This window comes from Grimontia sp. SpTr1, assembly GCF_947387585.1.
In the GTDB taxonomy this organism is placed as follows: domain Bacteria; phylum Pseudomonadota; class Gammaproteobacteria; order Enterobacterales; family Vibrionaceae; genus Enterovibrio; species Enterovibrio indicus.
The window spans coordinates 67,522-79,802 of the sequence record NZ_CANDOD010000013.1; the positions used below are offsets into that span (position 1 = coordinate 67,522).

Sequence of the window (12,281 nt, forward strand, 5' to 3'; positions counted from 1 at the left end):
AAAGATCAAATGACTTTCGGTGGCTTGAATATAAAAACAAGGACAAACACAGTGTCGCAGTGGATGTTGACGGACATCGATGGCGTAAAACTGGCAGAAAATAGCGCAAAACTGCGGGACTCTTCTGACTACCAGAAAATACGCAGCGAGATAAACCGACGCTTTAACCCGCTTGCTGGCTCAACGGACTGGACCAAGGTTCGTGAGCTTTGTGAAAAAGTGGCGACAGAAGAAGGCGCAGATCTTCTCGTTGCCATCTACTTCACCGTCGCCTCGATGAAAACGCAGGGCCTATCTGGCTTTGCCAACGGTTTAGAACTTCAGGTGGCGGTGCTGCGTGCACCTGACGATGAGAATATGCCTCATGCTAAACGTGCTGAGCTCTATCGCTGGATGCTTGGACGTATCGGCGAGGAGGTTCGCGCGATTCAGCCAAGTATCGGTCAGCTTCGTGATTTATACCGTTGTGAGCGTGCCCTTGAAGCGATAGACAGAAACCTTTCCAAAAATGGCGGAGGTAAAGTCGACGATTTGGACGTACTTGGCTTTACCATCTTCGAGCATATCGATCGCTTAGAGCGCCAAAGCAAAGGTGTTGCAATTGCGCCTCCTCCCGTTGAGGTAGAAGTGAAAAAGCAAAACGCCAGTGCACTCATTTTTATGGGTGGTCTGGCCGTTGGTGCGGCACTGCTATATGGATTGTTGGAAGTGCAGGGCAGCGCAGAAACGCCTCTTTCAACCCTGACTATTGCCGGCGCTGAACCCAAGGTGATTTCCTTGGAAGAAGCACAGTCGATACGAGCGGAATATGGCTCTCAGGCTTTGAAGGAATATCAGTCACAGCTGCTTCCAAGTTATGCAGATAAAGTCTCGATACTCACAGCATCGAATATTGGCGATAACTATGCAGCGGGTATGGAGTACGCCGACAGTCTTCAATTTCTTTTCCCCGACACGCCGGAAGCGGAACAGGTGGCCAAGTCTCTTCAACACTGGCAGTCTGGACTGGTTGCAGAATTTGATGCAATGAATGAGAAATTTGAAACCGCCCGAACACGAGCTGCGAACATCAGCTTGTACGCCAAAAGTGGTCGAGCAGACCAGGTTCAAGCCCTCGCCAGAGGATTGGAAAACTACGCGATTAGTTTGTCTCCGCTCGTTGCCCGCATTTCTTTTGCTGAAAAACTGATCAGCGATGGTGAAGTTGAAAAGGCAAAAGAGGAGCTGGATATTGTTGATAAACAATTGAAAGCGTTGGTGATGAAGAAGATGTTGGTGAGAGAGACGTTGCCTGAGCTTGAGCAACTAGAAGCTAAGCAAGAGTAGGGAGCCATTTGGCTCCCTTTGTTGTGTATGTGTGAGTTGATTTTAAAAACTCAACGACGCACCGAATACAAATGCATTGTTGGTGTTATCACCTTGGTTACGATACTCAAAGTATGGTTGCACACCGCTTCGGGTCCAGGTTGCGCGAAGCTCATGGTCCATGCTGTGGTCTTTTGCATCGCCATTAGCATCGTAATCACCAGCATACATGTACACATTGTTGTAGCTCAGCGCGACATCGCTGTTTACCGCGTATGCAATGCGGGTGTCGAAGCGCCAGTCGGTGTCATTACCACTTTCTTCGTGGATGTGAGCACGGGTACGGTTGCTGATTTGTACTCCGTTATCGAAGTTGTAGCCGATTTTCACCAATGGACGGTACTGGATCGTATCGCCTTCATGCAGAAGGTGCTGGTAACCTGCAGCGACCCAAAGGTTTTCGTTGATGCTGAATGACTGCTCACCGCCCAGTGTGATGTATGCAGAATCAGCAGTATGAATGTCGCCAATCTGAATGCCGTCAAACTCGGTATATAGGGTAAAACCACCCATATCGTTATTAAAGGTATGGCCTGCTTCTAATGTTGAAGTGGCATCTGAACCATGCATTTTGTCGCCATGACTGTGGAACTGCAGGTTACCAGTGACGTAAGAAGAAGCCATAGCGCCTTGAGCCATAAAAAGTGCGGCAGAAGCAATAACAACACGTTTCATAAAATATCTCCTGAATGGGATTAAACAATCCCAAAAGTTGAACGGGGCTCTTCGCGCTATTTCTGAGGGATGGTCCGTGCGTAAAATGAGTGACCACCACGCTTATATTTTTCAGCCGTCAATAATTGTTTAGAGCTGTAAATCCCTGCGTTTTTCTTTTCCTTGTAAATAGCGAGACAATCAGAGCACCCAAGCGTTAAAAACGAAAGTTGGGTCTAACAACTTGTTTCGTATGCAAAGTAATGGATGAAACTTAACGCTTCCTGAATAACTTTTCGGTATTGGAGATACTATAAATCTGTGAATTACCTCACCTTAAAAGCGAAGCGAAAATTGATGAATGTCATTGGCGTTGGAAGGTGATGTGTGGTTTGAGAACGCGGGAATACCCCAAATATGAAGTACAAAAAAGCCAGACGTCCGTCTGGCCTTTATACATAAACTCTTTGAATCCTGTATCTTCAGGTTGATTGAAGATAGGGTTATTTGCGAATCAGTAATTGCCCCAACTGACTTTTACGCTATCACCAGAAGATTTTCGGCGCGATTGGTTAGGTTTGCGATTATTCGGTTTGTTTGCATTCCCTTTGCTGCCATTGCTGTTCGCATTGCCTGCGCGGCGTGGCTTACCTTCACCATTGTTGGTGCGGTTATCGTTTTGGTTAGCTGCAGGCTTTTGGCCTGATTGTCCACCATTACGCGGCTTACCCTTGAACGGCTTTTTCTTCTGAGGTGCTTTGTCAGTTTTTGGCTGACCGTCTTTGGCTTTTGCTGTGCCGGATTTTGGCGCCGCCTTTGCTTCACCATTTTGTGCTTTTGGCTTCTTAGGCTTTTTCGGTTTCTTTGGTTTAATAGGGCGAGTATCCAGCGCTTTCTCTGGCAGCGCATTGGTTGGCTTGAAGCCTTCCAGTTCCTCACGGCGCAGAAGCTGCTGAATCAGACGCTCGATGCCAAACAGATCATCTGTTTCATCCGCACACACCAATGAAACCGCTTTGCCAGGCTCACCCGCACGACCGGTACGGCCAATTCGGTGAACGTAATCTTCAGCCACATGTGGAATTTCAAAGTTCACCACTTGTGGCAGCTGGGGAATATCGATACCTCGGGCTGCAATGTCGGTTGCAACCAGCACGCGAACATCACCCGATTTAAAATCTGCCAGCGCTTTGGTACGGGCGCTTTGGCTTTTATTTCCGTGAATCGGTGCGGCGGTAATGCCTTCGTCGTTCAGGAAGTGGGAAAGCTTGTTGGCGCCGTGCTTGGTGCGGGTGAATACCAGTACCTGTTTCCAGTCGCCATCTTTAATCAGCTTTGCCAGCATTGCCGGTTTCTTTTTCTTGTCCGCAGGGTAAATCCACTGCTCTACAGTGCGCGCTGTTGAGTTCGCAGGTGTTACTGAAATCTCGACAGGGTTGTTCACTAGACCTTTGGCCAAGTCGCGGATTTCATCTGAGAAAGTCGCAGAGAACAGTAGGTTCTGGCGGTTCTTCGGCAGCAGGTCGAGGATCTTCTTGATGTCGCGGAAGAAACCCATGTCCAACATGCGATCTGCTTCGTCCAGCACCAGTACTTCAAGTTGCGAGAATTTGACGGCGTTTTGTTGGTACAAATCCAACAGACGACCAGGAGTCGCCACTAGAATATCTGAGCCTTTACGCAGGTTCATCATTTGCGGGTTAATCTTCACACCACCGAAAACCACGCTAGAGCGCAGACGAAGGTGACGGCTGTAAACCACGGCGTTTTCGTGGATTTGTGCAGCCAGTTCGCGGGTTGGCGTTAGGATCAGTGCACGAATATGGTTTGGACGAGTACGTGAGCCTTCGCTCAAACGTTCAAGGATTGGCAGAACGAAGCCCGCAGTTTTACCTGTACCTGTCTGCGCAGCGGCCATGACATCCTTTCCTTCCAGAACTGCAGGGATAGCCTGAGCCTGAATTGGAGAGGGGGTGTCGTAACCTTTTTCCTGAATAGCACGGAGGATTGGCGCAGAAAGACCTAGATCGGTAAAACCCATAAATTAACTTCTCGGTAAGTGAGTGCCCAAAAGCAGGCTTGGTCGGCAAGTGTGCCGACGACTGGGACAAAGGGGCGCTATTCTGCGCTTTTACCTTGGATAGGGCAATGAATATCTGAAAATGGCCAGACTGGATATATGTATGTGACGATTTACGGGCTTTGTCAGTCGGAATTCGTAGTACTGCTTCAAGGATAAGACGTTGACGATCAGTGCGCTAGGTATACTCAGTTGAATATCCATCCGGACCTATCCTATGCAGAAACCTTCGCCATTACTTATCGCATGCAATGAATGTGGATTGGTTTCTGCGATTCCGCCTATGGAAGGAAGCAGTAAAGCGAGTTGTCCTCGATGCGGGCATACGCTGGTTCGTCAAGTGGAAAACAGCCCGGCGAAAGTGCAGGCTTACGGTATTTCCTGTCTGGTTATGCTCACGCTCAGTTGCGTATTTCCTTTTATGTCTTTCAGTGCCAGTGGCATCAGTAACAACATTTCGTTGTTGGACGCACTCAAGGTTTTCCATAACTTCGACAACAATGCTCTCGCTGCCATGTTGCTCATCACAATCATTGTTTTGCCAGCCATATACATCAGTCTGGTGATGTTCCTTTTTCACGTTGCCAGCAAATCTTCAAAGGGAAGGGGTGCCAACACACCGCCTTCACTGTTGAAACAACTTAGCCGCTTGGTATTTCGCGTAGAGATTTGGCTGCTGGTAGACATCTTTCTGGTGGGGGTAATTGTCAGTCTGGTGAAGATTGCCGCACTGGCAGACGTTGAGCTGGGCGCTGCTTTCTGGGCTTACTGTGCTTACAGTGCGCTGGTGGTGTTTTTCTCCCGGGCGATTGATAAAGAATGGCTTTGGGAAAACCTGTTTCCCTCGTATCCCACCGGCAAAGTGAAACCGGGAGACACTCATCTTTCTGGCAACCATGTTGCCTGTCGGGTGTGTCAGCAAATCAACGACCCACACCACAAGCATTGCCAGCGTTGCGACAGTCGATTACACCCATACAACCCCGACATGAATATTGGCTGGGCATGGTCATTTCTTATCAGCGCGATCATCTTCTACGTGCCTGCCAACCTTTACCCCATGATGTATACCGTGAGCCTCGGCAGCACCGAACGCTCAACCATCATGGATGGAGTCATTCTGCTTTGGAACCTCGGTTCTTACCCCATAGCGGCCATTATCTTTATTGCCAGTGTTTTCGTGCCGATGACCAAAATGCTCATCATGATTTGGCTATTAAGGGCGGAAAAGCAAGGGAAGGAAGATGACACTAATGCGTTGAAGAAACTGAAGTATTACCGATTTACCGAATTGATTGGCCGCTGGTCGATGATTGATGTGTTCGTTGTCGCCATCCTTTCTGCGTTGGTCAACTTAAAGGGTTTGATGAGTATCAGCCCTGGCCCCGCCGCATTTTATTTTGCCTTGGTGGTTTTCTTTACCATGTGTGCCGCTTTGATTTTTGACCCTCGTGTGTTCTGGGGCCCACTTAGACACCGTGACCCTGCGGCAAGCCCACCAGTCTTACCAAGCGCTGCACAACCACAAGAATAAGAGATAAAAACGTATGAGTGAGGAAGAACAAGTCACCGCTACAGTGAAAAAAGGACGCTCATTTTCCGCAGTGTGGATTCTGCCATTGGTGTCTCTCGCGGTCGGTATTTGGATGTTTTATCAATACGAAAGTAATCAAGGCACCTTGATCACCTTACATGTTCAAACCGCTGACGGACTGGAAGCAGGGAAAACCGAAATTCGCGCCCGTGATGTCAAAGTGGGTGTGGTGACAGATGTCCAGCTCAACAAAGATTATTCAGCCATCGTCGTGAAAGCGAGGATGGACAAAAACGCCGATCGCATGTTGCGGGAAGATGCCACATTCTGGGTGGTGAAACCTCGCATCGGCAAAGAAGGTGTATCAGGCCTTAGTACCTTACTTTCTGGGGCATACATCGCTCTGCGTCCTGGCGTGTCGGAAGAATCTCAGGATACCTTTACCGTGCTCGATATTCCGCCGATTGCCCCACCAGATGCCAAAGGATTACGGGTTGTATTAACGTCGCCAAGAGCAGGGAAGTTGTCAGTGGGCGACCCCGTGCTTTTTGAAGGTTATACCGTTGGTCGGGTAGAGAGGGTTGGGTTTGATTTGGAAAAAGAAAAGGCTACCTATCAGCTTTTCATCTTCCAGCCATACGATGCGCTTATCCAGAGTGAAACCCGTTTTTGGTTAACGTCAGGTCTGGATATTCGACTCAATGCCCAAGGCTTTGCGGTGCAAATCGCCTCTCTGGAGTCACTGGTCAGCGGCGGCGTGAGTTTTGGTGTGCCTGATGGGCAATCAAAGGGATATCCCATTACAGAGCAGATGACCTTGTTCAAGCTCTATGACGACCTGAAGCAAGTTCAGGAGCAAATGTTTGATAACTACATAGAGTACGCCTTGCTTTTCAGTGAATCCGTCCGCGGGTTAAACCCCGGCGCACCCGTGGAATACCGCGGTATTCGGATTGGCACGGTGGAGAAAGTGCCGCTGCATCTGACAGATAAAAAGCGGGGCTTTGCGTCCAAACAAATTCCTGTACTTATTCATATTGAAGTTGAGCGGATCCTCGAGCCGGACGTTGAAATCACGCCGTCAGAGTTGAAAGAGGCTTTCGCAGCCGAGTTCAAACATGGCCTGCGTGCCACGCTAAAAACCGGCAATCTGCTGACTGGAGCGCTGTATATCGATACGGATTTCTATCCCGATGAAGCCAACAAAACGTATCAGACGACTTATCGGGGCTATAACTTCTTTCCGTCTGTTTCGGGAGATTTTGTTCAGTTCCAACGGCAGATCGGCGGCATTCTTAACAAGATTAACAAGCTCCCTGTCGAAGGTGTGCTGACTTCCCTAGAGGAAACACTGGATGCTTCCCAAGAAACCATGGCGACACTGAATTCTGCGGGTAAAGAACTGGATAGTCTGATTCAGCGTCTCGATGGCTTGCTTGCACAGGATGGTGCCCAAAAGCTTCCTCAAGAGCTGAGGGATACACTGGAAGAGCTTCAGCGAACCTTACGTGGCTTCAATCCTGATTCGGAGTCCTACCAGAAACTGCAAGAAGCGCTGACAGGTTTCAACGATGCCATGGATGGATTCAGTCCGTTAATGAAGAAACTTAACCAGAAACCAGACTCTCTGATTTTCGGTGAAAGCCAGTTGTCAGATCCAATTCCAGTGAAGGGAGAGCGCGAATGAGAAAATCATTGCTTAGCTGGCTATTCGTAGTGGTGATAGCGGGGTGTAGCAGCGCGCCTGACACCGCAACCAAAACGTATCTCTTGCCTCAAGCTGAATTGAAAGAGACAGTGTTGCGAAAAGAACAGCCCATCTTGCTAATCCAGCCTGTGAAAGTTGCGGGGTATTTAGCAGGAGAGGGAATTGCCTACCAAACGTCACCGTCCGAGATTGTGATTGCGCAAAATAACCTCTGGGCTGAAAGCCTTTCCCAACAGGTCACAGAACGTTTGGTTAATCAACTGCGTACGCCAAAAGCAAACTATTGGCCAATGTATCCGAATGCTTCTTTGAACAGTGCAAAAATGCCTAGACTCCAACTCAACATCAGCCGGTTTGATGGTGATTACCAAGGTAACGCAACCGTGGCAGGAGACTGGGTGTTGGTGGATGGCAACGGTGATATCGTTCAATCCCAAACCTTCTTCGCGCAGTCGCCATTAGAACAAGAAGGGTACCAGGCGCTTGTTAATGCACTCTCCAAAACGCTGGATAAGGTCATAGGTACATTAGGCTTTGACTTATCTAAGGCAAAAATCGGGCAGTAGGCGCACTGTCATCCAAATGTCATAATTCATCCCCAAGATCCTGCACCGAAAAATAGAATTAGGGAGATTCGGATGACACATCCAACTTGGGAATTGCCAGTGGAATCTGGCGCTTTGATTTTAACCCCTTGCCCGGGAACCAAAGACCTGTCACTGTTGGAAAGCCTTCAACAGCTAAAAGCGCAAGGTGCGGTTGCTGTTGTGACTGCTATCAATGAAGAAGAAATGGCGTCAAAAGGCGTCGAGCAACTGGGCGAACTGGTTCAGGAACTTGGCATGAAATGGTTCCACATTGTTATCGAAGACGATGAAGCCCCAGACGCTACTTTCATGGCAAAGTGGCAAGCCAGCCAATCAGAATTGCACCAAGCCATTGCAAATGGCGATAAGGTTGTCATGCACTGCATGGGCGGTTCAGGCCGCACTGGTTTATTGTCTGCTCACCTTCTGCTTGAGCGCGGTTGGGAGTTACAAGACATCATCCGTGATATTCAGGCATTGCGCCCGGGTGCCTTCACCAAACAGCCTCAAATTGATTATATCCACGCTTTTGTGAATCAATAATCCTGCAAGAAATGAACCCGAACAGCCGAACACAAGGGCTGTTCGGAGATATACCCAAACAACTCAATCGTACGAATACTTTCTTTCTCTGTCTGAAAATGCATACCAAGCAAGGCAGTCGACACTATTTTTGTTTAAAAAAAGCGCATCAGATATAAGAACGATTACATTTTTGCTAATACTCTGAAAACTGGTGTTTAGAACGCTCGTGCTTTTTTGACGCTTTCGCCCACATGACCAACCCTCTCTTGTTTTTGCGACACACTGTCACGCGATAGTTAGCCATCATCCTTTGTGTATTGCAGCACTGATACTGTGTCTGTGGTGGCATATTCTGAGCACGGCGATTTAGTCAAAATGCGAATGAGTATTGTCAGACCGCTGTGCCGCTCCCAACGCCAATTTATACGAGTTCTGCCATGGTTGAGGAGGTCACTCATGCCCGTTGCACTGACATATCCCGGCGTTTACATCCAGGAAATTCCCAGCGGCAGCCGCTCCATCAGTGGTGCTGCCACATCTATCGCTGCGTTTGTTGGTGGCTTTTCACGAGGGCCGATAAACACGCCCGTGCGCATGTTCCATGTCGGAGATTTTGACACCCATATGGGCGGCGTTCATACCACCAGTGAAACCAGCTATGCAGTGTCGCAATTTTTTACAAATGGGGGCGGTGAATCCTATGCTGTCCGTGTTGGAGGAGGAACCAATGGCAGCGTGTCGGTCGATAGTTGGAACGGCCCCACAACTACCACACTGGTTTTTAACGCCGGGCGTCAGTTTCAAGGTGAGCCGGTTGAAGATCCCGGCGCATGGAATAATCACATCCGCATTGATGTCGACTACCTGACCACAGATCCCTCATCACTTTTCAATCTTTCAGTGACCGAAATCAGGCATGTAGATGGTCTTGAAGTGCCCGTGCGAAATGAGACTTACCGCAATGTGTCTATGGTCGCGACTCATCCTAGGTTTGTGCAAAGTGTTGTCAACGACAACTCGATGATGGTTCAAATTCCGGACTTTGCCGGCACAGATATGCCTGCGCCAACAGGTTATTACTCCGGTACACAGACAGTCGCAAATTACGCCGCAATGGCTGACAACAACACCATGGATATAGATCTAGGCGATGGCACTGTGCGCTCTGTCGTTGTTGACGTGACGACGAAACCGACAACTATCGCTGGCGCTGCGCTCATGCTGCAGAACGCGATTAGAGATACTCACCCAGCGGATCCGCTGTGGGCGCAATGTCAAGTTGTTGCTCGGGGGGACCGAATTGCCGTCTACACCGGGCGCAACAGCACCGCTTATCGAGCTGGTCACATGGTGTCAATTACCGACACGGCAGGGGACTTTGCAGTGACGACCGCTTTGGAAGGCAGTGCAGAGGCCAACGTTCAGCAATACGCCATGAATACGGCTGCAGCAGCAGGATTTCAGATCGCGCAAACTGCGGGCGCTGATGGTGGTACACCGACAGCGGCGCAATTACGGGGTAACCGAAATGCCCGAACCGGTATATACGCACTGGAAGATGTCGATATTTTCAACCTGCTGCTTATACCGGAAGCGTCAGATCTGAACAACGGTAATGTCGCGGACATGTCGACCGTGATTAGCCCTGCGATTGCTTACTGCGAAGAACAGCGGGCATTCTTGCTGATTGACCCGCCAGAGAACGTGAACAGTGCGGAAGGAGCGATTGAATGGTTGGATGAAGTCGCTGGGGCAGGGCTTCGTCACCGTAACACAGCTGCTTACTATCCCCGCGTTCAGGTGCCGGATCCCAATAACGACAATCGCCTACGGACTATCGCGCCAAGCGGAACCGTCGCTGGCGTCTATGCCCGCCGCGATTCGGAAGCAGGGATTTGGACAGCAGCTGCCGGTATTACTGCCAGCCTTCGCAATGTGATTAGCTTCAATCACAACCTCACCAACAACGAGATTGGTCTGCTTAATCCCATTGGTTTGAATTGCCTGAGAAATGGCGGCATCAGCGGCAACATCGTCTGGGGGGCAAGAACGTTGCGTGGCGCAAATGAACTCGCCTCTGAATGGACATATATACCCGTTCGACGCACGGCGCTTTTCATCGAAGAATCCCTGTTTCGCGGTTTGCAATGGACCCTATTTATGCCCAATGACGAGCCGCTGTGGTCAGAAATTCGCATTGCGGTGACCAGCTTCATGCAAGGGCTTTTCCGACAGGGTGCATTTCAGGGAAGCTCACCGGATCAAGCCTTCTTTGTGAAATGCGATGCCGAGACGACCACTCAGGCAGATATCGATGCCGGCGTCGTCAACATACTGGTGGGTATGGCGCCCCTTAAACCTGCGGAATTTGTTGTCGTCAGTTTCCAACTGATGAACAACAGCGGCAGTTAATCTCTCCGCCGATGGCGGTGGCTGTCGGCAACTTCAATGTATGACTCGATAGGTAGCGAGGGGGCGTTATGTCTCAGCTCAATGTGAATGGCCAGCGGGTGGTCCCGTACCCTGGGTACAAATTCATCATCAAAGAAGCCGGCGGCGATGTGCTGGCGGCGGTGCAGAAAGTATCAGGTCTCAGCCGCACGGTGGAAGTGAATGAATACCGCGCAGGTGGCGACCCATCCCACACCCGTAAATCTCCGGGTCAGGTGAAATTCGAAGCCATCACGCTTGAACGCGGTGTGACGGAAAATCTCCAGTTCGAACAGTGGGCAAATAAGGTTTGGCGAATCGGGACTGAGCCAGGTGGTGAAGTGTCACTGGCAGACCTCCACAAAAACCTGATTCTGGAAGTGCTGAATGAGGCGGGTCAGAAGGTGCTGAGCTACAGCATTTACCGCTGCTGGGTATCGGAATACAAAGCGCTGCCGGGGTTAGATGCATCCAGCTCTGCGTTCATGATTCAGTCTATCAAACTTGAAAACGAAGGCTGGGAGCGCATGGCGGTGACCACGCCGAAAGAACCCAGTTTTGTTCATCCTGAGCAGTGAGTAGACGCTGATGGCCATGGTGTTGCAAGCATTGAACGATAACCGTCAGGTGGAAGTGTGGGAAGCCGCTTCAGCCCGTCGCGCGCAGGAGCGAGCGGCAATACTGGCGGGCGCGTTTGTCCCGGATTCGTTGAAACCGACATTGCCTGATTGGACAGTGGCAGGTCGCGATCATTTACTGATGCTTGCTTACCAGCGCCAGTTTGGTGATGCCATCGAAGTTGAAGCCAAATGCGGTGAATGCGGTGAGAAAACGCAGCTTTCGTTTACCGTTTCGCAAGTGTTAGGTACCGCGTCCCCTGAACTCTCCAAAGCCTGGGACGCGGTGCACGCTTCACTGGATACGGATGTGTATCTCCCCGTTTATCACGATGTGATTTTTGAAGGGATCCCATGTCGGTTTCGTTTACCCCGCATTGCGGACCTGAACATGCTGGAAAACAGCGAAGTCATGCTGTTTCAGTTTGCACAAAGGGTTATTGAACCCGAGGATTTCCCGCGAATCCGTTCAGCGCTGGCAGAAAAAGAGAATGCGCAAGAAGCCTGGGAAATGCTGTTCGAACAGATCGAACAACAGATGTTGGACTCTGAACCTCTTTCCATTGTGTCGCTGAATTCAGCCTGTCCGGATTGCGGCGCCGAAACCTTGCACCAGTTTGATATTGCCAACCAGTTTTGGGCGCAACTCTCCGCCAGTGTTGAGAAGCAGTTGTGGGACGTGCATTTGCTGGCAACGGCCTATGGCTGGTCGAGTCAGGATATTCTCGCCATGAGTCCTGCCCGCCGTCGTCGTCATATTGCGATGATTATTGAGTGAGGA

The 12,281-nt window shown here is 49.9% G+C and carries 10 protein-coding genes; 8 read left to right on the forward strand and 2 right to left on the reverse strand.

Annotated features, from left to right (window positions below; all coding sequences use genetic code 11):
- Nucleotides 1–51 precede the first annotated feature (51 nt).
- Nucleotides 52–1,326, forward strand: coding sequence for a type VI secretion system ImpA family N-terminal domain-containing protein (locus QL223_RS17610; protein WP_281545466.1), 1,275 nt, complete (start codon nucleotides 52–54; stop codon nucleotides 1,324–1,326).
- A 42-nt stretch (nucleotides 1,327–1,368) separates the two neighbouring features.
- On the opposite strand, the gene QL223_RS17615 is transcribed toward QL223_RS17610, so the two are convergent.
- Both QL223_RS17615 and QL223_RS17620 read right to left on the reverse strand, forming a co-directional pair.
- Nucleotides 1,369–2,040: an oligogalacturonate-specific porin KdgM family protein gene (locus QL223_RS17615; protein ID WP_002538804.1), complete on the reverse strand. Its 672-nt coding sequence runs from the start codon at nucleotides 2,038–2,040 to the stop codon at nucleotides 1,369–1,371.
- Nucleotides 2,041–2,533: 493 nt separating this feature from the next.
- The gene (locus tag QL223_RS17620) at nucleotides 2,534–4,060 is read right to left on the reverse strand and encodes a DEAD/DEAH box helicase (protein WP_281545467.1); all 1,527 of its coding nucleotides are present in this window, start codon (nucleotides 4,058–4,060) and stop codon (nucleotides 2,534–2,536) included.
- A 256-nt stretch (nucleotides 4,061–4,316) separates the two neighbouring features.
- Here QL223_RS17620 and QL223_RS17625 point away from each other — a divergent pair, with 256 nt between their 5' ends.
- The 7 genes from QL223_RS17625 (at nucleotide 4,317) to QL223_RS17655 (ending at nucleotide 12,278) form a co-directional block, all read left to right on the forward strand.
- On the forward strand, nucleotides 4,317–5,633 hold the full coding sequence (locus QL223_RS17625) for a paraquat-inducible protein A (protein ID WP_281545468.1): 1,317 nt from the start codon (nucleotides 4,317–4,319) through the stop codon (nucleotides 5,631–5,633).
- Between the two features lie 13 nt (nucleotides 5,634–5,646).
- A complete protein-coding gene (pqiB, locus tag QL223_RS17630; protein ID WP_281545469.1) occupies nucleotides 5,647–7,320 on the forward strand; it encodes an intermembrane transport protein PqiB in 1,674 nt (557 codons plus the stop codon).
- A complete protein-coding gene (locus tag QL223_RS17635) occupies nucleotides 7,317–7,907 on the forward strand; it encodes an ABC-type transport auxiliary lipoprotein family protein (protein ID WP_281545470.1) in 591 nt (196 codons plus the stop codon). Before pqiB ends, QL223_RS17635 begins: the two co-directional genes overlap by 4 nt.
- Before the next feature lie 72 nt (nucleotides 7,908–7,979).
- The gene (locus tag QL223_RS17640) at nucleotides 7,980–8,471 is read left to right on the forward strand and encodes a tyrosine-protein phosphatase (RefSeq protein WP_281545471.1); all 492 of its coding nucleotides are present in this window, start codon (nucleotides 7,980–7,982) and stop codon (nucleotides 8,469–8,471) included.
- A 438-nt stretch (nucleotides 8,472–8,909) separates the two neighbouring features.
- On the forward strand, nucleotides 8,910–10,865 hold the full coding sequence (locus QL223_RS17645; RefSeq protein WP_281545472.1) for a phage tail sheath C-terminal domain-containing protein: 1,956 nt from the start codon (nucleotides 8,910–8,912) through the stop codon (nucleotides 10,863–10,865).
- A gap of 68 nt (nucleotides 10,866–10,933) precedes the next feature.
- The gene (locus QL223_RS17650) at nucleotides 10,934–11,461 is read left to right on the forward strand and encodes a phage tail protein (protein ID WP_046303131.1); all 528 of its coding nucleotides are present in this window, start codon (nucleotides 10,934–10,936) and stop codon (nucleotides 11,459–11,461) included.
- Nucleotides 11,462–11,471: 10 nt separating this feature from the next.
- Nucleotides 11,472–12,278: a hypothetical protein gene (locus QL223_RS17655; protein WP_281545473.1), complete on the forward strand. Its 807-nt coding sequence runs from the start codon at nucleotides 11,472–11,474 to the stop codon at nucleotides 12,276–12,278.
- The last annotated feature ends 3 nt before the right edge of the window (nucleotides 12,279–12,281 follow it).